19 protein-coding genes are annotated in these 23,110 nt (G+C 62.2%); 18 read left to right on the forward strand and 1 reads right to left on the reverse strand.

What is annotated here, in order from left to right; genetic code table 11:
- On the reverse strand, positions 1-2,337 hold a 2,337-nt coding region (locus OUZ52_RS03655; protein ID WP_266156951.1), incomplete at its 3' end, for an nSTAND1 domain-containing NTPase.
- 355 nt (positions 2,338-2,692) lie between these two features.
- Between OUZ52_RS03655 and OUZ52_RS03660 the strand changes: the two genes are divergently transcribed.
- From OUZ52_RS03660 to OUZ52_RS03745, 18 genes are all read left to right on the forward strand, one after another.
- Entirely contained in the window at positions 2,693-3,397 is a 705-nt protein-coding gene (locus OUZ52_RS03660) for a LuxR C-terminal-related transcriptional regulator (RefSeq protein ID WP_266156952.1), read from the forward strand.
- Positions 3,398-4,170: 773 nt separating this feature from the next.
- Positions 4,171-4,722 (forward strand): hypothetical protein, encoded by a 552-nt coding sequence (locus tag OUZ52_RS03665; protein ID WP_266156953.1) that lies wholly within the window; start codon positions 4,171-4,173, stop codon positions 4,720-4,722.
- A 73-nt stretch (positions 4,723-4,795) separates the two neighbouring features.
- A complete protein-coding gene (locus OUZ52_RS03670; RefSeq protein ID WP_266156954.1) occupies positions 4,796-5,404 on the forward strand; it encodes a hypothetical protein in 609 nt (202 codons plus the stop codon).
- 26 nt (positions 5,405-5,430) lie between these two features.
- The gene (locus tag OUZ52_RS03675; protein ID WP_266156955.1) at positions 5,431-8,418 is read left to right on the forward strand and encodes a hypothetical protein; all 2,988 of its coding nucleotides are present in this window, start codon (positions 5,431-5,433) and stop codon (positions 8,416-8,418) included.
- Complete coding sequence (locus tag OUZ52_RS03680; RefSeq protein ID WP_266156956.1) at positions 8,415-9,152, forward strand: phage tail protein; 738 nt, start codon at positions 8,415-8,417, stop codon at positions 9,150-9,152. Before OUZ52_RS03675 ends, OUZ52_RS03680 begins: the two co-directional genes overlap by 4 nt.
- A 177-nt stretch (positions 9,153-9,329) precedes the next feature.
- Positions 9,330-10,790 (forward strand): phospholipase D-like domain-containing protein, encoded by a 1,461-nt coding sequence (locus tag OUZ52_RS03685; RefSeq protein WP_266156957.1) that lies wholly within the window; start codon positions 9,330-9,332, stop codon positions 10,788-10,790.
- Positions 10,787-12,007, forward strand: a complete 1,221-nt coding sequence (locus tag OUZ52_RS03690) for a PLL family lectin (protein WP_266156958.1) — start codon at positions 10,787-10,789, stop codon at positions 12,005-12,007. Before OUZ52_RS03685 ends, OUZ52_RS03690 begins: the two co-directional genes overlap by 4 nt.
- Positions 12,008-12,616: 609 nt before the next feature.
- Positions 12,617-14,620, forward strand: coding sequence for a phage tail sheath C-terminal domain-containing protein (locus tag OUZ52_RS03695; RefSeq protein WP_266156959.1), 2,004 nt, complete (start codon positions 12,617-12,619; stop codon positions 14,618-14,620).
- A 21-nt stretch (positions 14,621-14,641) separates the two neighbouring features.
- Complete coding sequence (locus tag OUZ52_RS03700; RefSeq protein ID WP_266156960.1) at positions 14,642-15,157, forward strand: phage tail protein; 516 nt, start codon at positions 14,642-14,644, stop codon at positions 15,155-15,157.
- Between the two features lie 150 nt (positions 15,158-15,307).
- A complete protein-coding gene (locus tag OUZ52_RS03705; RefSeq protein ID WP_266156961.1) occupies positions 15,308-16,003 on the forward strand; it encodes a hypothetical protein in 696 nt (231 codons plus the stop codon).
- Positions 16,004-16,015: 12 nt separating this feature from the next.
- On the forward strand, positions 16,016-16,777 hold the full coding sequence (locus OUZ52_RS03710) for a hypothetical protein (protein WP_266156962.1): 762 nt from the start codon (positions 16,016-16,018) through the stop codon (positions 16,775-16,777).
- Complete coding sequence (locus OUZ52_RS03715; RefSeq protein WP_266156963.1) at positions 16,774-18,057, forward strand: Pvc16 family protein; 1,284 nt, start codon at positions 16,774-16,776, stop codon at positions 18,055-18,057. Before OUZ52_RS03710 ends, OUZ52_RS03715 begins: the two co-directional genes overlap by 4 nt.
- Positions 18,054-20,045, forward strand: coding sequence for an ATP-binding protein (locus OUZ52_RS03720; protein WP_266156964.1), 1,992 nt, complete (start codon positions 18,054-18,056; stop codon positions 20,043-20,045). The genes OUZ52_RS03715 and OUZ52_RS03720 overlap by 4 nt, the downstream gene beginning before the upstream one ends.
- 2 nt (positions 20,046-20,047) lie before the next feature.
- Positions 20,048-20,356: a hypothetical protein gene (locus tag OUZ52_RS03725; RefSeq protein ID WP_266156965.1), complete on the forward strand. Its 309-nt coding sequence runs from the start codon at positions 20,048-20,050 to the stop codon at positions 20,354-20,356.
- Complete coding sequence (locus tag OUZ52_RS03730; RefSeq protein ID WP_266156966.1) at positions 20,353-21,009, forward strand: hypothetical protein; 657 nt, start codon at positions 20,353-20,355, stop codon at positions 21,007-21,009. The genes OUZ52_RS03725 and OUZ52_RS03730 overlap by 4 nt, the downstream gene beginning before the upstream one ends.
- Complete coding sequence (locus OUZ52_RS03735; protein ID WP_266156967.1) at positions 21,006-21,389, forward strand: LysM domain-containing protein; 384 nt, start codon at positions 21,006-21,008, stop codon at positions 21,387-21,389. Before OUZ52_RS03730 ends, OUZ52_RS03735 begins: the two co-directional genes overlap by 4 nt.
- Positions 21,382-22,512, forward strand: a complete 1,131-nt coding sequence (locus OUZ52_RS03740) for a hypothetical protein (RefSeq protein WP_266156968.1) — start codon at positions 21,382-21,384, stop codon at positions 22,510-22,512. The genes OUZ52_RS03735 and OUZ52_RS03740 overlap by 8 nt, the downstream gene beginning before the upstream one ends.
- A gap of 1 nt (position 22,513) precedes the next feature.
- The gene (locus OUZ52_RS03745) at positions 22,514-23,062 is read left to right on the forward strand and encodes a phage baseplate assembly protein V (RefSeq protein WP_266156969.1); all 549 of its coding nucleotides are present in this window, start codon (positions 22,514-22,516) and stop codon (positions 23,060-23,062) included.
- Positions 23,063-23,110: the final 48 nt, after the last annotated feature.

The raw sequence follows: 23,110 nt of genomic DNA on the forward strand, positions 1-23,110 counted from the left end.
CTCCAGCGTCATGCGCATCGTCGCCATGCTGCGATATCGCTCCCATGCCTCGCCCGCGTGCAACAGATCCCGCTGGCGAAAATCGATCAGGCCGATCCAGAAATTCGCTTTGCCCAACTCCGCCAGGATCTCGGTATCGGCAGGCGCATTGGCATGCAGTTGCTGCAATACCTCCAGCGCATGGGAAAACGCCGTACGCGCATGCTCGCGATCGGCCCGCGCCAGACGAATGTCGCCCAGCTGCATCAGCGCCTTGGCTCGGTGCAACGAAGCATTTCGATCGGAGTCGCGCGAATCTTTCCGCTGCACCGACTCCTTCGACTCGGCATCGGCCAGATAACTCAGCGCTTCGGAACTGACTCGGTCCAGCAGGTCGAGCCGGCCCAAGGGCTTCAAGCGCTCACTCAAATCGCCCAGCATGAAACCGATCAGATCTTCGGCCGCGCCACGCCGCCGTTCCGCGTCATGTTGCGCGCGCACTGCCAGCTGCGCGGCGACCACTGCCGCCAAACCCAACAGGACAATCAGGCCAATCATCAACACTCGCGCCCGCTGCGCCCACTGCACATAGCGATGAGAGGTGCGGATAAAAGCCAGCTCGTCATCAGCCAACAGAACCACCGGATTCCCCAGCAGCGCATAAGCCTCATCGAGCAGGCGCCCGCGTGGCAGCAGCAAATCGCGCCGGCGTGCCTCGCGCTGCCAGCGTTGCACCACTGTCGTCAGGCGCGCCCGCACCTGCAAGGCCACCCGATTGCCGTTGACCCAATCCACCACGCGCGGCCAATGCCGCAGCAACGCTTCGTGCGCCACCGACACCACCGGCGCATCGATCGCCAGTTCGCTGACCAGCAAACGCGCATCGACCAGACCCTCGACCAGATGCCGCCGCTCGCGGGTATCCAGCTGCGACCAGGCAACCCGCCGCCCGGTCACACCTTCGTCATCGGCGTGTATCTGAATCAATCGCTGTAGCAACCATGGCAACGCCGATTGCGCCGCGCTGCCCAGTTGCTGAAAAATCGCCTCCGCGCGCACCCCCAACGCCCCTTCCAGGCCGCCGATCTCCCGATACGCATCGAAGCTCAGTACGCCGCTGTCGCTACGGCGGGCATACAGTTCTTGCAAGGTGTATTGCAGCAACGGCAGCGATTCCGGATGACGGATCGCCGCGTCGCGTATCGCATCATCAAGCAACTCCTGAGTGCCCGGATCGCGGGCAAAGGTCAGTGCCGCGGCATGCGCCGGGCGCCGGATCATCTGGGCGATCTCCCCGCGCGTCATCGGCTTGACGTCATACAAGCCGGCGCCTTGCTTGAGTTCGATCAATACGGGCAACTTGACCAGACGCGGATAGAAGTCATTGCGACACGTCGCAATCACCAGTACGCCACCGCTACGCGCGAATGCATCGAGCACACGAATAAACGCCGTCATCTGCGTTTCATCGGACAAGGCATCGGCAAACATGCCTTCGAGCGCATCGACGACCAGCACCAGCACACCGTCTATAAATGCGCGTGACGGAGCACTCGGCTGCCGCCGCGACAAGGCCGCCACCGCTCGTGCGGCGACGACTTCGGGCTCGCTCTCGAGTTGTTCAGTCAACATCGCCAGTTCGGCAGGCAGAAACACCGGCCGCTGATCCACTTGCCACGCCAGCATCGCGTGCGCCAAGGCGCCGATCGCATCGTTGCCCATCGAAGCCATCTCGGCCACCGAACAGGCCTCCATGCCATCGAAGCCACCACGCTGCAGCAACAGCGGCAATACCCCGGCGCGAATCAGCGAAGTCTTGCCGCATCCACTCGGTCCCATACACAACACAAAAGCGCAGCCTGCCTCGTACTGCTCGCGTAGCGCCTGCAGGATTTGCGCCGTGGCACCGCTGCGGCCAAAGAACACCGGGGCGTGCCGCGCATCGAAGGGCTGCAAGCCGCGAAACGGCGAGCCATCGGCCCAGGTCGTGCTTGAGCGCGCACTCGCGGCGGTGAAATTCTCGGGAAAACTCACCGGCGCAATCAGCCGATAGCCGCGTTTGCGAATGGTCATGATGAAGTCAGGCGATTGCGCGTGGTCGCCCAGCTGTTTGCGCAGCTCGGCAATCGCCTTGTGAACCGGATTGTCGCCGTAGAACGTACCGCGCCAGCATTCGATCAGCAGTTGCTCGGCACTGACCACCTCGCCGGCATGCTCAGCCAGATGCACCAACGCATCCATGCTTCTGGCGCTGATCTCCCGTGATTGCTCGCCTCGCTGTAACAGCCGCTGCTCCGGTTTGACGATCCAATCTCCCAAACGGAAGTAATCGCCCGCTGTCGTACGCTGCCTGGCCAAACCCGCTTCCCCAAATCGGTCCCCCCCTGAGACCGACGCGACACTTCATGGCCGATCAAGGCGGCCCATCGCGTCAGTCCTGCCCGCGCAACTGCATCCGGCAGCCCGCTACGGAATTGTAGAGAGGTATGCCTCACTGCAGCGCCGCCCGGCCGCAATCCGTGCACAGACGGTGAAGGCTCTCAGTACCGAATATGCAAGCCATTGTTTATCAGAGACATTTCTAAAAAGCAGGTTTAGGGAAGGTTTCTTTGCTCCCTCACTTTCAGTCTGCCGCCCCAACCCGGCCAGCACTGAGGCCGCTCGCATCAGGCCCAGCGCCATCCACGCGATGGGCTGCATCAGAGGGAATGCCATGCTGTCTTGCCATGCCGTCTATCCCGCCGACCTGGACCCCGGCCCTATCCGAATCACCCTGCTGGGGATCCCCTCATTGCTGCGTTACGCGCTCGGCCGGGCCATCGCCGAGTTCGACGAGTCTCGACGCATGGTGATACTGGAGGACGGACCAAGCACCGAACCGCCAGCCAGCAATTCGCCATCGATCCATGGCGCCGACGCCGCTGCGCATGTGGTGGTCGTGCTGGCCAGCCACCCGACCGAAAGCAGCCTGCACGAACTCAAGCGCACCCTGCGCCACCATCACGGCGCCCATCCGCTGATGATGGCCTTGAAGCGCGACGACGACGAAGCGGCGCGGCTCATCCGCTGCGGCGCCCGCGGCTACATCGCCCTCAGCGAGCCCGCCGCCGAATGGATCACCGCCATCACCCGCGTCGCCAAAGGCGCGCTGTTCGTGCCGCGCAGCCTGCAAGAATCATTCGCCACCCGCTACCTCAGCCCCGCCGCCGACACCCCGGAAAGCCAACTCACCGGCCGCGAACTCTCCGTACTGCGCCTGCTGGCCGAAGGCAGGCGCAACGATGAAATAGCCACCAGCCTATTCATCAGCGTGAAAACCGTAGACACCCACCGCATGAACCTGATGCGCAAACTCCAACTACGCAGCAACGTCGACATCGTCCGCTTCGCCCTGCGACGTCAACTGATCGAACTGTAAAAACTCCCTGCAAGATTTACCCCCTCCCAGCCTCCCCCTACACGTAGGGGGAGGGGCCAAGGCGGCGAGGCGATAACCATCGCCACTCAAGCGCGAGCACTACGCGCTATGGATGTCGCTTTCGCTGTTGCCTTTGCTTGTGCTTTTGACGTTCCCGTCCCCTGTGCGTCGGTGAGGGCTGGACGACAAGGCCCGCAGGGGCATCGACATGGACGTCGATGCCTTTTCGCCAGGGCAGGAGCCCTGTCGTCCATCTCGTTTAAGAGCAGCCCGACCAGCCCTCACGCACCCGAAGGGCGACAAGCGGGGATGGCGTTCTCTTTGGTTACTTTCTCTTGGCCACGCAAGAGAAAGTGACTCGGGCCCCGGCAGGGGTTCGAAAGCCCGCCGCAGGCGAGCCACCTCGCGATACCCGAACTAACGAACGAAAGAGCCCACCGCTCTTGAAGTTGCTCTCAATCCTAGAGCACACCCCGCGTTAGTCGGCGTCAGCCAAACCTTCAAAGCCCGCCCCCTCATTCCCGTTCGTTCAAACCAGACGTGCCTCTAAGAAATTCCCTGAGCACGCCCCCGAAAAAAACCGACCCACCCCAGCCACACCCGCAACCCAAATCAGAAATCCAACCCATACCAAGCCCTCCCCCACAAACCTAATCTGATCCCGTCCTGAAACGCCGCTGCGGCAGCGATGACAGGCAACGAGTCACAGCCATCGACTCGCCACGACAGCGGCACCACCCCTGTCTTCCCACTCATGCCAAGGAATCATCTCCATGTCGAACATCACCATTCGCAACACCACCGCGGTACCCGGCCTCGTCATCGTTTCGCGCGCCGGCACGCTCAGCGGTCGCCTGCCCGTCAACGCCTATGGCAGCGTCAGCATGCCGACATCCAACTCGTACACGGTCAAGGCACGCGTCACCATGGCCGACGGCAACACCTACTCCAGCGGTCCGGTCACCTTCACCAGCAACTCGCAAGACATCACCGCTGAAGTGAAACAGGAAAACGGCACCTTCATCTTCCGTTTGCTGCAGCAGGCCGGTACCAACCCGAGCGGCGTCACGCTGCACAACCACACCAAGTATCCGGTGACCTTCCAGACCTCGATGAACAACAACCCGCTGAGCTCCGTTACCGTCGTCAACGACTACAACAGCGGCTTTGTCAGCACGATCGAAAACTACAGTTTCAAATCGATCGTCGATGGGGTGACCTCGGCATCGATCGCCACCACCAACACCAACGCCACGGTAAACATTTTCCAAGACAACGAAATGGTTTCCGACTTCGTCGGTTACAGCGTGAGCTTTGCCGATTGAGGCAACACACCAAGAGGCCGGTTCGCAGCACGTGAACCGGCTTCTCTCAGACCATCAGCGCGGAGAGATTCCGATGAAAGCACTACCTGCAGTCAGCTCGACGCATATCGCACCGAGCGAATTACCCTGGCTGGTATCGGGCAACAAATGGTTCGAAGGCAGCGCCGGCCTGGCCATCACCTGGTGGATCGACAACGATCAGCCCACGCCGTTACTGGTCTGCTCGCTGTACACGCGCGCCAAGGACGAGCCGGAAAGCTTCATCGTGCCAAGCAGTGGCGTTCAAACGATAAAGCTCGATCCCTGGAGCGGCGCGCAATCCTTCGATGTGGTGCGTCCGCCAGCCCCCGGCGATCCCGCACAGGGCCGCAACGTCGACTTCGCCCAGGCCAAAGGCGAAATTTATCTGGGCGGCCTGTTGGCGACTCCGCGCACACCCGCGTCCACGCATACGCTGCACGCGCCGGGCTGCTACGAACCGGTTTATCTGCATGTGCATTGCCGTCTGGGCGAATCGCGCTGGTTTCTCGCCAAGATTGCACAAGGCAATTACGCGCAGTTTCTGCTGCCGCCGGAAACCGCCGTCGAAGCAGACGAGCCAGACGCATCCCGTGAGCCCGAGCTCAAACCCACGGCACCAGCCAAGAACCCACCGGCGCCATCGGGCAAACGCAAACGCTGATACCGCCATCCACGGATCGATTCGCCATGACCTCCACCGGGCTGCCTGCCACCATGCCATTCACCGACAACAAGCACTCGCGCTATCTCGGTGGCCCCGCGCAGCTTTCCGTGGGCTGGAGCTGGGATGAAGGCGAAGCAGTCACCGTGTATCTGTACGCGCTGGTGCTGGCGCCCAGCTATGTGATTCACAGCTGCCGGCTGTCGCTGCCACACGAACCGGCCTGCCATTTCCTGATGCCGGCGCAAATCGTCGGAGCACAGGAGCGTCATGTGAAGTTTCGGCTGGAGTACGACGATCATCATCGCTTGCAACTGCGCGCCGATATTCCTGTCGACACCGACCGGTGGTATCGCGATGTGCTGGGTACCGATGCCGAACCACAGCCGCCTGAGCAGCCGCTCGATCCGGATGGCCCAGACGCGCCCGACGCCCCCGGCTGGAGTCCCTTCTACGATCCCGAGCAGGCGCGCGGATTCAGCATTGCCAATCCACACAACCGATACCGGATCTTCGACTTCCTCTGGTTATGCCACGGCTCATTCGAGGATATCGATCGATCGCGTTTTATCCAGGTCGAGCAATGGCCCGAACTGCCTGCGCTGCCGCTGTTGTCGGCGCTGGAGCAAGATCGCAAGGCGAGCTTGCCGGCCACGGCCATATGGACATCCATGTGCGCGACGGCAAAAAACTACATGGCGGGCGAAAAAGGCCAGGCCAAGAAGGACCATCCCAGCTACCCATTCGTGACATCGCTGGCGGATCTGGATCACACATGGCGCTGCTTCGTTACACTGCGCCAGCAGCTGCTGCAGTTGCGTGGCGAAGTATCGTTGGACGAACTCGATGCCATCGTCGCCGCGTACAGCGTTTCGCCCGAACAGATCGTGGAGGCTGAAAATGGTCGCCATGCGTGGATACGGGTATGGCAAAGCGTGATCGCGCTGATACTCGGTGCAGGCGATGCGAACTATGCCGAAAACCTGATCAACGTACTGCGTACCGCCGCGTTCGTCCTCGACCTGCACGCCAGAGATGTCGCGCTGAGCGATGAGCCCGCGCGTCGCCTGCGCCTGATGGCTGCCGCCGTCATACCTGCCAACGCGCTCCCACCCAGCGGGGCTGTCGCCACATCGGCCCATGGCAGCGTGCGCGCGCTGGGTATCGGGCTATTGCAGGCGATCTACAAAGATCGCGAACGCTACACGCTGGGGCCGCTCTCGCGCACGGCCACCGTGCTGCGCGGCGAACGCCGACGCGCCAGCAGCATGGAAGAAAGCACCCGTATCGAGCAGGTCGAACAACAGGCGTCGCAGACGTCGATGACGACACAAGATGCCGATCAGCGCCAAAGCAGCGATATCGAGGGCGCGTTGCGAGCCACCATCGACTCCGCTTGCCACGAGCGCGACTTCAACGATCTGAACATCGTCTACAACGACATCTATATGCCGCAAAGCGTCAGCGGCGCATGGTCCGACAGCCGCACCGACAAGCTGCGCGAGCAAAGCCAGGTGACCCGGCTCGCGCAGGAGCTCACCCAGCGTGCGGCGCGCCGCCTTGCCGACAGCGTGCAGCACACCCGCAGCCTGCTGCACGCGCAACGCCGGCAAAGCGTGGTGGCCCAGGACATCGACAATCGCGAAGCTAACGGCCACCTCAACGGGCTTTATCACTGGCTGATCAAGCGTTCGCGACTGTGCCTGGAAAACGAGGGGCAGCGCCTGGTCATCGAATTTCTGCTGCCCGATCCCGCCGCATCGCTGGTCCACGCGGTGAATCGCCCGGCCGGGGTGGCCTTGAAGCCGCCGCCGACACTCGATGAGTTATCGATCCTCGCGCCGACCGACATCACCGCCGACAACTATCTCAGCCTGACCGGCGCGTACGGCATCGAATATCCACCGCCTCCGCCAAACGAGCGCCGCCTGAGCCTTACCCTTACCGGTCAGGCATGCCAGACCCAGGGCAGCATCGATCTGCCCGACGGATTCGTTCCGGCGACAACCAGCGACGGCAAGAGCAGCGGCAGCTTGAGTTATCTCAGCGCCGACCAGAACGACGTACTGGCATGCATCGTGGGCAATTACGCCTCGAGCTATGGCGGCAGCAAGCCAGATGCGGCAGCAGCAAGCGCATCGGCACCGGCACCACCTTGCGCGATGATCGATCCGTTCAAGCAAACCCCGTTGCCGGCGGCGACACCGCTGGCGGGTACGGATGCCAACATACCGATCGATCCGCTAGCCACACAGGTACGAGTGTGCGCGTTCTCACACGCCTCATCCTTTAGCGTTTCGTTGTCTTTCACTGCCAACGACAGTCGCTACAAAGAGCGCCTGCAGGCATGGCAGCTCGGCATCTACCACCAACTGCTGAGTGCGTGCATCGAACAGCGTCGCCTTTATCAGCAGGCATGGACGACGCGCGTGCAACAACAGCTCGAACCCTCTGAACGCGCCTGCCTCGTCAATCAACTGCAACGCGGGGCAATCGATCTGCTGGCCGAGCTCTACCATTCGCCACCCGGCATCGCGGCGCCGGCGCCACCGCGTTTGCGCACACTCATGGACGAAGCCTTTCAGTGGCGGCAAATGGCTTACGCCTTCTTTCCCTGGGGCGTCGGCACGGTGGATAGCTGCGCTGCCGCGCACTGGCGCGGACTCGACAGCAGCACGCATGCCAATGCTTCTGTACTGAATGCGTTTCTCAACGCAGGCTCGGCACGAGTATTGGTACCCGTCACCCCCGGCTATGAACTGGCCATGCTGTATTACCTGAGCTACGGCTGTTGGTGGGGTGCCGAGAGTGGGATCGCCCCCGTGCCCGAACCGGCGCTGGGCCTGGTCGCCGCGCTGACCCAGGTGCCACCGCGAGAGCACTGCTCGTGGTGGATCGAAGAGCCCACCGCGCTGGAGATGTTGCAGCAAGGCGATGCGCTACCCACGGTCGATTGGCAGCCGCCGGGCGCGGCCTATCCGCGCTCGCTCCCGGCGCAGGATGAGCGGCCATGAACGATGCGCTGAAACGCCTGGGCAGTCACGCCGCCACCGCCTCGAACACGCCCGTGGGCACGGTGATCATGTATGCCGGGCCGGTCGAAGATCAGGCTTCGCCGGCAGGGCCGGAACGCATCCGCCTGCGGAAATCCGGTTGGCTGGTCTGCGATGGCAGCGCCTTACCCATCCCAGGTGACCATGGCAGCCGTTCGGTCTATTGGCCATTGTTCGAAGTGATCGGCACGACTTACGGCGGCGACGGCAAAAACTTTCTGCTGCCCGACTATCGCGGCTATTTTTTTCGCGGCCGCGATTTCGATAACGGCCAGCAGCCCTATACCCCGCGCGACCCCGACCGCGCGACACGCAGCCCATCGAGCCCCGGCCTGGCGCCCACCGCCGTGGGCTCGACCCAGGACACCGTGGTGCAGACGCATGGTCACGACGATTACCAATACCTCACCGCCGAAGCGCTGCCGCTGACGCTGGCCCCGGCTGGCGAAGGGCCCATGACGCTCGGCACGAAGACGAACTGCGCGACCGATTACGGCGCTCCCACGGCATGGGTGGGCAAGACCTTCAGCGAAACCCGGCCGATCAATATCTCGATCAACCTGCTGATCAAGTTCACCTTGCACGTGGGCCATCCCGATCCCTCGCTTGCGCGTCTGCTTGGCATCCCCTCGTCACCCGCATCGCTACTCGACTTCGCGTTTTCGCACCGCCCACCGCGACGACGGCGCGACTGACGCCCATCCCGCTCCACAGATAGATCGCAGCGCGCTGAATGCGCGGCGACGGGAGCCCCATGCCGGTGACAAGGCCGTCATCGCAAACCTGGCGGCCCATCGCCGGGACACCGTGCGACGCAACAGCGACGTTTAGCGCACGCCCTTGCAGTATGTACAAGAGAAGGACATCCCCCGATGTTGATCGACGATATCTACGCCCTGTTGGGCGGCGACAAAAATCCCGACTGCGGCGTCAGCTATGGCCTCAGCACAGGCAATCAATGGGAAGAACTGCTCGATACCCCGCATCTGTGGGGGCACGACCCGAAAGTCTTCGACTACAAACCAACCGCCATCAACCTGGTCGATGCGATCAAAGGGCTAGTAGCTTCGGCACAACATAGCGTGGATATCTCCACGCTGACGCCGTTGCCCGATGGCCTGTTTTTCGACGCTATCCGCGAAGGTATCCAGGCCGCGGCCGAACAAGGGCGATCGATCGTGGTGCGCATACTGCAAGGCGTTTTCTATCCGGTTTCGGCGCCTTACATCGATCCGCTGCCACCGATGCTGCAATTCCTCAGCGACCTGCACATACCCGACAACATCCCGGTGTATGTCGGCGCCATGCAAAGCGCGTACACCTCCTGGAATCACTCCAAGCTTGTCATCGTCGATGGCAAGCGCGCCATTTGCGGCGGCCACAATCTGTGGACCGGCACCTACTGCGACTACGCCCCGGTGCATGACGTTTCGATCCAGCTCAGCGGGCCCGCTATTGCCGTGGCGCAGCGCTTTCTGGACAGGCAATGGACGGTGCTGGCCAAACACTCGCGGACCAAGGATCACAGCAAATGGTATTGGAGCCGGCTACAGCTCAACGGCAAGCTATATCTCAACGCATTGCCATGCATACTTTCAGCTCCGCCCGAGGCTGAAGGTGCCACTCGTGTGCTGGCCCTGGCACGCATGGGTGCGCAACTGGTGCCCCCCAGCCCCAGCGCCAATGCCAGTCGCACCGCCCGCATCGCCGCGGCAAAGCTGGCGAAAGACCATATCCGCATTTCCCAGCAAATGCTGGGCGGCTCTCTCATGGGGCATTTCGACGCCGATTTCATGCAGGCGCTTTTCCAACATGTCGCCGACCGCAAGAAACTCAGCATCATCGTTTCCGACAAGGGTGCCAGCACGGGTTCCGGCGTGCCCTACTCCGGCGCTGGCGTGCAGGAAACCGCCAGGCACATTGCCAACGGCGTAAGCAAGATCAACGGCATGCAAGGCAAAGAGCTGGCTGAATTCCTGGCGCAGTACGTCGCCGTCGGGCCAGTGCGCATGTATGACCGGCAAGCTGGCGACCTTCCCGCCGAAAGTTGGAAATGGCGCAGGAAAAGCAAGCTTCTCAACAAAATCGAGCCGGCCAACCACGCCAAGGTTTACATCATCGACGACGAGGCTTTCTACGTCGGCTCCGACAATGCCTATGCCGCGCCGTACAACGAGCAAGGTTTGCAGGAATTCGGCTTCATGGTTTCCGGCAAGCAGGAAACGGCCTCGTTCCTGAAAAAGTACTGGGCCAAGTTCTGGGAGTACTCCGAGCAATTTCAATTCACCGACTGGCAACAGTTCGCCGAGCTTAGCCAGGGAGAACAGGCATGAGCAGCTTCATTCACCGCGTCAACAACAGCTCAAAGCAATACGTCCAGCTGATCGTGCTGAACCCGCGCGATCAGCTCAGCTACGACTTGTTATTAGGCCCAGGCCAATCGACCAGCTACAACGCCCTTTATGGAGATGCCAGCCTGCCTGTTCCCGTCGCCGAATCCGCCAGCAGCTTCACCGACTCGCACATCCGGCTAGTCGTCGGCGGTCAACCCTTTGCCCTGTATCAACGTGAGGGCTTGATTCATTGCGTTGCCGCGGACCGCTTCGACGACGACGCTCCGCTGCTGGAAGGCTTTGCCGGTCCCGGTCCGGTCATGCTGCAAATCGACGGGGATGGCGACCTCGTCGGCGAAGTCGCGCCGCTCTATACCGGTGCGCAACTGGCCTCGGTCTCATGGGCGGATTCACGCTACGCGCTATATAGCGCCCGTGCCGACGGCTCGCTGGCCGAGAAAGCCTGGCTGGGAGACCACTGGGATGACTGGCGCAACTTGCCTGGCCCAGGGTCAGAGTTGCTGGGGCCCATATCCGCGGTGTCTTGGATCACCTCCCGCTACGCCATTTACGCGCTCGGCACCAATAGCCTCATCTATGAGAAGCCATGGCTGAGCAAGCATTGGGACAACTGGGTGCCACACCATCCGCCCGAAGACGTGACGCTGCTTGATCTGGCGACGACCTCCTGGGTGGAGGGGCGTTATGGTCTTTATGCCGTCGGTGACAATGGCGCGCTTTATCAAAAGTGGTGGAGTCTCAACAGCTGGCACGACTGGGAAGATCTTGGTCACCCGGCTTCGACCACGCTGTCCGGCCCGCTCACCGCCGTGTCGTGGAATCGCTTTCGCTTCGGCGTCTATGCGCTCGGCGCCGATGGGCAGGTCTGGCAAAAATGGCATGCCGCGGGTTGGTCCACCTGGAGCAGTGTGGGACATGCGCCCACGCCATTGAAAACCCTCGCCTCGACCGCGTGGGCCAGCCAGCAGTATGCGGTGGCCGGTATCGCCAGCGACGGTCATCTCTGGGCGCGCGAGTATCGCGGCACATGGGATCAATACTGGAAAGATCTGGGTCACCCCAAGGCCACCCTGCTGGCTGGCCCGCTGACCGCCGTGTCATCGGGCAAAGATTCATACGCCTATTTCGCCCAAGGTGAAGACCACCTCAGCTATGAGCTGCGTGATGGCAAATGGCGTGTGCTCGATGGCAAGTAAGCGTTGCCGCTAAAACTTACTGGATGACCGATAGCGCCGTTACCCCTGTGCAACGCAGAGGTAACGGCGTGAATCAAGAGGTGGATCGATACAAATCATTTTATTGGCTGTATTAAATCGAACCACATGCACCCATTTGAAAATACCTATCCGACAAAAGATATCGATCCGCATAAACATGCGAATAATACAAATCAGTACATACAAACCAAATGAAATTCATTACTCACCAGGTCAATAAATAGGCCCATGAAATCCAATAAAAATTAATCCACTAAGAATCCCAGATATAACGCGCAACCGATAAAAAAAACCAATAATAAAACGCAAATTTCACGCAGCCATTACCTAAATACTGGAACCATCAGCGCCCGGCCACCGGGGGATCTCTGGCCGGTCAGATCAACAACTTTCGCCTGTACGCATCGCAGGAGGGGTTGTGTCATGCCCTCAATATCGATGAAAACACTGCTACGCCCCGGCGCAGCAGCTGTAGGGTCAATCGATCTGGTACGGCCATGCGTGTGTCAAACAGCACATGTGATGGAGCATTTGTAGAGCTTTCTGCTTGCCCTTCCATCGTTCGTCCGAACATAGGGGTCGTCAGTCATGCAGCTCACTTATCCTGGCGTTTATATCGAAGAGATTTCGAGTGGAGTGCACTCGATTACTGGCGTCGCCACGTCAATAGCGGCTTTTGTCGGCTATACCTCGAGCGGACCCGATCATCTCGCCGTGGAGTTATTCAGCTTCGCGGATTTTCAACGCAATTTCGGCGGCCTCGCGGCAGATAGTGAATTGTCCTATGCCGTGCAGCAGTTTTTTGCCAATGGCGGCACCGATGCGTTTGTGGTGCGAGTGCCGCGCGATGGCGCCAGCGCCGCAAAGATCACCATACCCAATGCCGCCGACACCGAAACGCTGCTGACCTTGCAGGCACTCAGCACCGGAACATGGGCCGGCAACATTGCCATGTCGATCGACTATATCGGCCTTGGCAACAGCGACCACGATGCTTTTAATCTCACCATCACCAACGTAAGCACCGGCAGCACGGAAAGCTTTGCCAACGTCAGTGCGAATCCGGCCCTGGCCAACTACGTCATGGCGGTGGTCAACGATCCGGATACCGGCTCAAGCATGGTGCAGGTGATACCGACCGTGCCGGCAGCCACCGCCGCGCAACCGGCCCGCACCGGACTGATCTCCGGCGCGATGACCGCGGCACAGCAAGCCACCGCGCTGACCAGCCTGCAAACCGCCGGACAGGCCGCTGGGCTGACCGTCTCGATCGATGGCGCCACCGCGATCCCGGTAACCCTGTACGGGGCAGCCGACCCACGGCCGACGTCGCTGGCGCAGGTCTATCTGATGTTGTCGGTCAAGGTCGCGCGGGCTCTGCAAGCTAGCTTCCCGGGCGCGCAGGTCAGCGTCACCCCGGTCAAAGCAACGTTGACCTCGACCATTCTCGACTCGCTCAGCGTCGTCGTGCAAATCGCCAGCAAGCCCGATTGCATCGTCACCTTCGCCCCGCCGGCCAGCGGCATCGATGTCTGCAGCGATCTGCTCCTGGGCACCGGCGCGCTAAGCCACAATGTGGCGTCGTATTGGATGGGTGGCGCCACCAAGGCCACCCCCTTCACCATTACGGTGACCGCAGCCGGCAATGGCAGCGCGTTGCCCACCGGCACCGAACTGATCGGCGATGAGTTGCTGGGTACCGGCATCTACGCGCTGGACAAGGTCGACCTGTTCAATATCCTCAGCCTGCCCGACGTCACCCGGGCCACCCCCGGCGCCCCCACCACCCCCGCCCTGACCGACAGTGACATCAACGCGGTGTATGCCGCGGCGATGGATTACTGCAAAAAACGGCGCGCCTTCTTGCTGCTGGACCCGCCACCGGATGTGTTCGATCTGCCTTCGGCCATCCATTGGCGCAACGGTCGCCTGACCGTCGTCGACCTCAACGGCGCGGCCTATTTCCCACGCGTGCGGATCGCCGATCCATTGAATCAAAACCAGTTGCGCAGCTTCGCGCCGTGCGGCGTCATCGCCGGCATCTATGCCACCGAAGACGGCAATCGCGGGGTCTGGAAAGCACCCGCGGGTATTGAAACCGTGATGTCCGGCGTACAGAAGCTCACCTACAACCTCAACAACGACGAGCAAGGCGTGCTTAATCCGATCGCGCTCAACTGCCTGCGCAACTTCCCCATCTACGGGTCGGTGGTGTGGGGCTCGCGCACCTTGGTCGGGGCCGACGCCGAAGCCTCCGAATGGAAGTACATACCGGTGCGCCGCTTCGCCTTGTATCTGGAAGAAAGCCTTTATCGGGGCCTGCAATGGGTGGTGTTCGAGCCCAACGCCGATCCGCTGTGGGCGCAGATCCGCATGAATGTCACCTCGTTCATGCAGACGTTGTTCCTGCAACACGCCTTCCAGGGCGTGACGCCTTCGCAGGCGTACTACGTGCTTTGCGACAGCTCCACCACGACCCAGGCCGACATCGATGCCGGCATCGTCAATATCCAGGTCGGTTTTGCCCCGCTGAAACCCGCCGAGTTCGTCGTTATCCAACTGCAACAGATGGCTGGACAGGTAGCGGTCTAAGTCCTATCGGAGACTTTCGTCATGGCGCAGTTCACTAAAAACTCGCAACGTTTCGATCCGTACAAGAACTTCAAATTCCGGGTGAAGTGGGACGGCAAATACGTCGCAGGCATGAGCAAGGTCGGCGGACTCAAGCGCACCACCGAAGTGGTCAAGCATCGCGAAGGCGGCGACCCCAGCACCAGCCGCAAATCGCCCGGCCGCACCGAGTTCGATGCGATCACCATGGAGCGCGGCGTCACCCATGACACCGCGTTCGAGGCATGGGCGCAAAAAGTATGGAACTACGGCGCGGGCCTCGGCGCCGAAACCTCGCTCAAGGATTTCCGCAAGGATCTGATCCTGGAGTTCTACAACGAAGCCGGGCAGCTCGCCTTGTCGTACAAGATCTTCCGCTGCTGGGTGTCCGAGTACCAGGCCTTGCCCGATCTGGATTCCAACGCCAATGCCGTCGCCATCCAGCATCTGAAGCTGGAGAACGAAGGTTGGGAGCGCGATGTTTCGGTGGCCGAACCTAGCGAACCGAGCTTTACCTGAAGTCTTGCGCAGCTGACGTCCCTCCCCTGACAGCAGGGGAGGATGGATAGGGAGGGATGAATACGCGACAAGACTTCACCCCTTGCGAGTTAAGGCGTGGAGCACCCCTCCCATTGGTCAACCTTCAACCACTCGTGGGACTACGTAACCGTGAATGCGGCCGACTTGCTGGCGATCTGGGAACACGGAAGACAGCTTGCGCCCCTGCGGCGTGCGCGGTTGTTCTCGGCGCTGGAGCCGGCCGATACCCGCGGCGCGCCCTTGCCCATGGGTGCCAGCGGCGCGCGCATGCTGCATCTTCGGCGCCGCTTGTTCGGCTCCGATATCGCCGCCATCGCCCACTGCCCGACGTGTGATGCCGCGCTGGAACTAAGCATGCAGGTGGAGGATTTTCTCGCCGCGGCGAACGACGACATCCTCGCGGCAACGCACAGCGTCGATGTCGACGGACGAACCCTGCATTTTCGTCTGCCGACGCTGGAAGATCTCGAGGCGATAGACCCCAGCCTGCCGATAGCAGACGCGCAAACCCAGTTGCTGCTCGCCTGCGTCAGTGACCACGACCGCGCGCACGCCATCCACGCCGAAGCGGCGCTGCTGACCGAGATAGCCCGCAGCGACCCGCTGGCCGATCCTCATTTGGCGCTGTCCTGCGAAGCCTGCGACGAACACTTTACGGTGGCCTTCGATATCGCGGCCTTTCTCTGGCGTGAAATCGAAGCATGGAGCGCGCGCCTGATGGCCGACGTGCATACCATCGCCAGCAGCTACGGCTGGTCAGAGGCCGAGATACTCGCGCTAACGCCGACCCGGAGGCAGGTCTACCTCGACCTGATCTGCGCATGAGCATCGACACCCATGAATAACTATCTGGGACGACTGATTGCGCGTAGCCGCGGCGAGCTGCCCACGCTGCAACCGCTATTGCCGGGGCGTTTCGAGCCCACCCAAGGCCATGATCTTGCACCCGCCGAGCCCGCGCTCATGGCCACGCCCGCGGTACCGCCAGCACCGGCCCAGGCCGGCTTGTCGGCAGCGGTGATCGACACCCTGAGTCAGTTCATGCCCGATCGGGCCGCCTCCGACATCCCGCCAGCGGCCAGCGCTGACATCGCCAAATCCACCCAACCGCCGCCGCTCGCTACAGCATCGGCGGAACCCACGGCGACGAAGACATCGGCCAGCGCGTCGGTCGCCGCGAACGCCCATATCCCTTCCGCAGCATCGCCCCAGCCCGCCTTGCACAGCACCGTGCCTGCCCCGGCCATTCGCGTCGATATGGATCAAGCGCGCGTTGCGCCCCGGCGCACCGGGCCAACACTGCCCGCCATGCTCGATGCCGCCAGCGACGGCACAACGCCCGCATCATTCGCCCCTCAAGCGGTCGCCGCGCTCGCGGTTTCATCGCAGGTCCAGGTGCAACGCCCGCGCGTCGCCGCCGGGCAAAACGGCTCGAAAGCGCCGGCCTTGAGCGAGCATCACGAAACTGTGGTTCACGTCACCATCGGCCGTGTCGATGTGCGCGCCGTCGCTACGCCCGCCGCCAAATCCGCGCCACGGCAGGAATCGCCGCGGCGCTCGTCGCTCGATGACTATCTGCGCGGCAGCCCACGGCGATGAGTACCGATCTCGCCGTCGCCGGTGTCACCGCCACCCTGCGCTACCTGCTGCAGCAAGGCATCGTCGATCACGTCAGCCTGGGCGCCCAGGGCCCGGTGTCGGTCACCGCCAAGGCGCCGGACCTGATCGACACCGACCTGACCGGCCTGCCCGATCAGCTCAATCTTTTCATGTACCACGTCACGCCCAATCCCGGCTGGCGCAATGCCAACCTGCCCAGCCGCGACAACGTCGGCAACCGCATCAACAACGCGATGCTGGCCATCGATCTGTATTACCTGGTGACCGCCTATAGCCAGCAAGAGCTATACGCCGATGTGCTGCTCGGCTACGCCATGCAGTATCTGCACGAGGTGCCGATTCTCACCCAGCAATCGATCAAGAACGCGCTGTCACCGCCACCGCCCGAGGTCAACTTCATCAAGCCCGACGATCTGCTGCAACAGATTGAGCAGGTCAAGATCGTGCCCTACGTGATGGACACCGAAGAGATGTCCAAGCTGTGGATGGCCTTCCAGACCACCTATCGACCGTCGGCGGTGTATCACGTCTCGGTGGTGCTGATCGAAAACCCGCAGCCCGCGACAGCGGCCTTGCCCGTGCTGACCATCGGCAAGGTCGACCCGGTCTGGAAGCAACCGCTAGGCGTCACCGTCAACCCCGACATGTTGCCGCCATTGCCCACCCTCACGGCGGCCACGCCACCGGCGCAGCAGTCCGCGGTGCGCTTGAACGAAGTACTCGGCTTGTCCGGCTACCACTTGGCCGACGGCCCGGCCACGCTGCTGTTCACCAACACCACCACCTCAGACATGGTCTCGCTCGGCGCATCCACCGCTACCGCCACCAGCCTGACCGTACAGTTGCCGACACCCGCCGCTGCACCGGATGCGCTGCGTGCCGGCATCTATAACGTGCAAGCCGTGGTCGGCAGCGGCGTCGATATGCGCTCGACCAATCTACTGCCGCTGGCGCTGGCACCGTTGATCCAAAGCATGGTTACCGCCGGCCCGGTCAACGCAAAAGTGTTGACCCTGACCTGCGCGCCGAAGGTCTGGCAAGGGCAGCGGGTCAGTGCTCTGATCGGCTCACAAGAAGTTTTCCCCAGCGCCTGGGCCGGGCCATCGACCAACACCTTGAGCTTCACCTTCGACGCCACCCCGTTCGTGGCCGGGGCCAAGCCGTGGATCCGTCTGCGCGTCGATGGCGTGGACAGCATCCTGGTCAATAACGCGGTCAATCCGCCGCAGTTCGATGCCACCCAGATCGTGCCGCCATGACCGCGCAGCCTCGCTCCGAGCATTGGCTTACCGAAAATCAGCAAGCGCTGACCCAGGCGCTTGCCGACTTGCGAGCCTGTGTCCGCGGCGACGCCGATGCCGCATCAGTGGCACCGTTATCGGTACCCAGCCTGGCGCGCCTGGCCCGGCTTTTTGGCCTGTCTCATTTTGAAGCCAGCGTGCTGTTACTTTGCGCCGCGCAAGAACTGGACGGCAGCATGCGGCCAAGCGATGCCGAACGGCAAAGCAAACAGGCGCCGCCATGGCCCTGCTTTGCCCTCGCCCTTTCGTTGTTCAACGACGGGCACTGGTCCGCATTGAGCGCGAGTGCGCCGCTGCGCTACTGGTGGCTGATCGAACTGGATGCCACCGACGGCGTGGTTGCGGGTCGCCTGCGCATCAGCGAAACCGTGCTGCATCACCTGCTCGGTATCGTCGAACTGGATGAGCGGCTGGCACCGTTGACGCGCCCCTTGCCGCCGCCGGAGATTCTCGCGCCCAGCCATAGCGAGGCCTTAGTGCAACTGGCGCAGCGCTGGCCAGGCCAGCATGACAGCGACAACGCGATACCCGCGCTGGAGCTCACCGGCGCCGACCCGCTGGAGCTGCAAGCCGCCGCCGCACAGCTTTGCAAACAAGCGGGCTTGCATCTGGTCTCGCTCGCCGCGGCCGATTTGTCCAGCACGCCTGAGCTGCTGGATATCCAACTGCGCCGCCTGCAGCGCGACCTCACCCTGATCGATGCCTGCCTGTTGCTAGATGCCGGCGACAGCCAAGACAAAGTGCTGCAAGACCGCGTGATCAGCGTCGTCGAACGCATCGATCGCGGGCCTATCGTCACCGCCCGAGCGCCTCTGCGCGGATGGCTACAACGGCGCCCACTCACTCATTCACTGAAAGTACCCGAGGGGCACGACCGCAAACGGCTGTGGGTCGAAGCGCTCAATGGCATCGATTTACCCGACGGCGCGCTGGAACGCGCCATGGGCCAGTTCCATCTTTCGGCCAGCGCCTTGCGCACCGTCGCGCAAAAACTGCGTGCCGACCGCGCCGAGGCCGACCTGCTCAAGCCCGATGCCATCCGTCCCGATTTCATCCAGCACGAGGCCAACGACGCCAACACACTCGATCTGAGTGAGCGGCTATGGCTGCATTGCCGTAGCGAAGGCGCCACCGCGCTGGCCGGCCTGGCCGAGTCGGTACCGGTGCGGGCACGCTGGGACGACCTGGTGCTGCCCGAGGCACAGCTGGCCTTGTTGCGCAGCCTGATCGCCCATCTGCGCAGCCGCACCCAAGTCTTCGACGACTGGGGCTTTGCCGCGCACAGTGCGCGCGGCCTGGGTACCGCCGCGCTGTTCTGCGGCGCCAGCGGCACCGGCAAAACCATGGCGGCGGAAATCGTCGCCGGAGCGCTGCAGCTGGATTTGTGGCGGATCGATCTGTCGCAGGTCGTCAGCAAGTGGATCGGCGAAACCGAGAAAAACCTGGCGCAAATTTTCGATGCCGCCGATGCCGGCGGCGCGGTGCTGCTGTTCGACGAAGCCGATGCCTTGTTCGGCAAGCGCAGTGAAGTCAAAGACAGCCACGATCGCTATGCCAACCTGGAAATCAGTTTTCTATTGCAGCGGATGGAAAACTATCGCGGCCTGGCGGTGCTCACCACCAATAACGAAAGTGCGCTGGATCAGGCTTTTCTGCGCCGCCTGCGGGTCATCATCCCCTTTCCGTTCCCCGATGCGCAGATGCGCGAACGCATCTGGCAACGCATTTTTCCTTTGCAGACGCCACTGCAAGACGTGCAGGCCAACAAGCTGGCGCGGCTGCAGTTCTCCGGCGGTACCATTCGCAACGTCGCGCTTACCGCCGCGTTTCTCGCCGCCGGCGCCGGCACGCCGATCACCATGCCGCATCTACGCACCGCGGCAGAAATCGAATCGACCAAGATCAAGCGGCCTTTCAGCCGCACCGAAACGGTGGACTGGCTATGAGCGTGACCCGGTTGCACGTGCACATCGATGAGCTGGTGCTGCATGGTTTCGATGCAGCCAGCCGCCACGGCATCGGCGATGCGGTGCAGGCCGAATTGCAGCGGCGATTCGCCTTGCAGCCGTCGCTGTTCGGCCCGGGCGCGTCGGCCGCCAGCCTGAGTCTCGATCGGCTGCACACCGCGCCGGTGACACTCGCAGCCCATGCGCAACGCGATGGCCATGCGATCGGCGGCGCCCTGCATCAAAGCCTGTCGTCCTGCCTGGCAACACCTGCCGGCGCTTCCGCCAGCGGCGGTGGAGAACGCTCATGAGCTTCTCCGGCTCACCGCGGCTGATCAAGGGCGGCATTGTGCTGCTCGACCCCAATAGCGGCGCGATGCTGCGTGTGATCGCCTTGCAGTACAACCCGGACAGCATCACCCGTACCCTGCAGGCGCAGTCGGTTGCCTCCGATGGCCATAACCGCTCCGAGCCACTGCGCCTGAAAGGCCCGCCGGTGGAAACCTTCAAGCTCGACGCCGAGCTGGACGCCACCGATCAGCTGGAATTTCCCGAACAAAACCGCGGTGCGGTAAAGGCCGGCCTGCTGTCGCAACTGGCGCTGCTGGAAACCATTATTTATCCCTCCAGCCAGACCATTCTGGCCAATCACTCGCTGGCCCAGCAGGGCACCCTGGAGATTGTGCCGATGGAAGCGGCGCTGACCTTGTTCGTATGGAACAGCAGCCGCATCGTGCCGGTGCGGCTCACTGACTTCAGCGTTACCGAAGAAGCCTTCGACCCATCGCTGCACCCCATTCGCGCCAAGGTATCGCTGGGCATGCGCGTGCTCTCCGTCGATGACTTTCCCTTCGATCATCGCGGCACCGGCCTGTATCTGGTTTACCAACAGCAAAAAGAAAATCTCGCCCGCAGCGGACCTGCGGCGACCTTGTCTGCGCTCGGTTTGCGAGGGCTGTCATGAATACCATCCCCAGCAACAATGTCAGCAGCCTGATGGCCATGCTGGCCCCACTGGGGCTGGCTTCGCAGGCGTATGCGCAAAACAGCCGCTACTACGGCGTACCCACGCAAAGCGTGACCACCGCAGACGGTCGCACCGTCACCTGCCTGGTCCGTCGCGTCGTACCGCAGCCCACGGCATTTGCCACCTTGCAATTGATCAGCCTGCGCGATGGCGACCGGCTCGATCAACTGGCCGCCCAATACCTGGGCGACCCGCTGCTGTTCTGGCGGCTATGCGATGCCAACGGCGTACTGCGACCCGATGAGCTGACCGAAACCGCCGGCGCCACGCTGCGCATCACCCTGCCTGCCGGTATTCCAGGAGCCGCTAATGCTTAAGGGCGTACACCTGACCTTGATGATCGGGCCCGGCATTCCCATTGCCGTACCGGAGAGCGTGCTCGATGCGCTGGTAAGCATCGAAGTCGTCGCCAACTCCGGCAACGAACCCAGCGGCTTCGAGCTGGTATTCACGCTGAGCAACAACTCGCCGCTGCAAACCTTGTTCTTGCTGGCCGGCGGCGGCGCGCTGCCGTTCACCCGGGTGGTCATCGTGGTCACCGTGTCGGGTAATTCCGAGGTCATCATGGATGGCCTGATGACCGATCATCAGTTCACTCCGGGCACCGCGGACGGCCAAAGCACGCTGACCGTCAAAGGCACCGACCTCAGCAGCATCATGAGCATCATCGATTTCTCCGGCATCCCGTATCCGGCGATGCCGCGCGAGGCCCGAGTGGCCCTGGTGGTAGCCAAATACGCCGTGCTCGGTCTGATACCCCTGGTGATACCCAGCATTCTTATCGACGTGCCGCTGCCTATCGAAACCATTCCGCGCCAACAAGGCTATGACTTGGCCTACGTACGGCAACTGGCCGACGAAGTGGGCTACATCTTCTGCATCGAGCCTAGCTCCACGCCCGGCGTCAGCTACGCGTACTGGGGACCGGAGATCCGCGTCGGCCAGCCGCAGCCGGCGCTCAATCTCAATATGGATGCGGAAACCAATATCGAGCAGATCAATTTCCGCTTCGACAAAGACGCCAAGGTGATGCCGATCGTGGTGGTGCAAGAGCCCTTTACCAAGATTCCGATCCCGATCCCGATTCCCGATGTCACGCCGCTGAGTCCGCCGCTGGGCCTGATCCCGCCGATTCCGCCGAAAATCGAACTGCTCAAGGGCAATGCCAAGTACTCGATCTTGCAGGGCATCGTGATCGGCCTGACCAAGGCCGCCAAAACATCCGACTGCGTCTTCGGCGAAGGCACGCTCGATGTACTGCGCTACGGCCAGCCACTGAAGGCGCGCCGCCTGGTCGGTGTGCGCGGTGTCGGCCAGGCCTTCGATGGCTTGCATTACGTCAAGAAAGTCACCCACAAAATCAAACGCGGTGAGTACAAGCAGAGTTTTTCGCTGGCGCGCAACGGACTGCTTTCCACCTTCCCCAACATTCCGGTGTGACATGACCGATACCGAAACTTCCGGTGGCATGACCGCGCTTGGCTCGGGCCGTTTCTACGGCAAGTTCCGCGGCACGGTCCTCAACAATATCGACCCGATGCAAATCGGCCGCATCATGGTGCTGGTGCCGGATGTCTCGTCCTTCCTGCCCAGCAGCTGGGCGATGCCTTGCATGCCCTGGGGCGGTATCCAGACCGGGGTGTTTTGCGTGCCGATTATCGGTGCCGGCGTATGGGTCGAATTCGAGCAAGGTGATCCCGATTACCCGATCTGGAGTGGCTGTTACTGGGGCAGCGCCGCGGAGGTACCGGCCGCCGCCTTGCTGTCGCCGCCACCGGTGCCGGCGATCACCATGCAGACGCCGTTGCAGAACAGCTTGTCGATTTCCGACCTGCCCGGCCCCACCGGCGGCATCATGATCAAGAGCATGACCGGGGCAACGATTACCGTGAACGAGACCGGCATCATCATCCAGAACGGGCAAGGCGCATCGATCGCGATGGTGGGGCCGTCGGTAACCATCAACGAAGGAGCACTGGTAGTGATTTGATCGCGCGGCCTGCGCTGCTGCGTGCAGCGGAGCGGGCCGGTTGAAGTT

Source organism: Dyella silvatica, assembly GCF_026283955.1.
Taxonomy (GTDB): domain Bacteria; phylum Pseudomonadota; class Gammaproteobacteria; order Xanthomonadales; family Rhodanobacteraceae; genus Dyella_C; species Dyella_C silvatica.

What these genes read in the sequence shown, in the direction of transcription:
- OUZ52_RS03720 (WP_266156964.1), top strand. Translation starts at nt 18,054, where the DNA reads ATGACCGCGCAGCCTCGCTCCGAGCATTGGCTTACCGAAAATCAGCAA.
- OUZ52_RS03685 (WP_266156957.1), top strand. Translation starts at nt 9,330, where the DNA reads ATGTTGATCGACGATATCTACGCCCTGTTGGGCGGCGACAAAAATCCC.
- OUZ52_RS03710 (WP_266156962.1), top strand. Translation starts at nt 16,016, where the DNA reads ATGAATAACTATCTGGGACGACTGATTGCGCGTAGCCGCGGCGAGCTG.
- OUZ52_RS03675 (WP_266156955.1), top strand. Translation starts at nt 5,431, where the DNA reads ATGACCTCCACCGGGCTGCCTGCCACCATGCCATTCACCGACAACAAG.
- OUZ52_RS03670 (WP_266156954.1), top strand. Translation starts at nt 4,796, where the DNA reads ATGAAAGCACTACCTGCAGTCAGCTCGACGCATATCGCACCGAGCGAA.
- OUZ52_RS03695 (WP_266156959.1), top strand. Translation starts at nt 12,617, where the DNA reads ATGCAGCTCACTTATCCTGGCGTTTATATCGAAGAGATTTCGAGTGGA.
- OUZ52_RS03745 (WP_266156969.1), top strand. Translation starts at nt 22,514, where the DNA reads ATGACCGATACCGAAACTTCCGGTGGCATGACCGCGCTTGGCTCGGGC.
- OUZ52_RS03680 (WP_266156956.1), top strand. Translation starts at nt 8,415, where the DNA reads ATGAACGATGCGCTGAAACGCCTGGGCAGTCACGCCGCCACCGCCTCG.
- OUZ52_RS03715 (WP_266156963.1), top strand. Translation starts at nt 16,774, where the DNA reads ATGAGTACCGATCTCGCCGTCGCCGGTGTCACCGCCACCCTGCGCTAC.
- OUZ52_RS03735 (WP_266156967.1), top strand. Translation starts at nt 21,006, where the DNA reads ATGAATACCATCCCCAGCAACAATGTCAGCAGCCTGATGGCCATGCTG.
- OUZ52_RS03740 (WP_266156968.1), top strand. Translation starts at nt 21,382, where the DNA reads ATGCTTAAGGGCGTACACCTGACCTTGATGATCGGGCCCGGCATTCCC.
- OUZ52_RS03730 (WP_266156966.1), top strand. Translation starts at nt 20,353, where the DNA reads ATGAGCTTCTCCGGCTCACCGCGGCTGATCAAGGGCGGCATTGTGCTG.
- OUZ52_RS03690 (WP_266156958.1), top strand. Translation starts at nt 10,787, where the DNA reads ATGAGCAGCTTCATTCACCGCGTCAACAACAGCTCAAAGCAATACGTC.
- OUZ52_RS03700 (WP_266156960.1), top strand. Translation starts at nt 14,642, where the DNA reads ATGGCGCAGTTCACTAAAAACTCGCAACGTTTCGATCCGTACAAGAAC.
- OUZ52_RS03665 (WP_266156953.1), top strand. Translation starts at nt 4,171, where the DNA reads ATGTCGAACATCACCATTCGCAACACCACCGCGGTACCCGGCCTCGTC.
- OUZ52_RS03660 (WP_266156952.1), top strand. Translation starts at nt 2,693, where the DNA reads ATGCTGTCTTGCCATGCCGTCTATCCCGCCGACCTGGACCCCGGCCCT.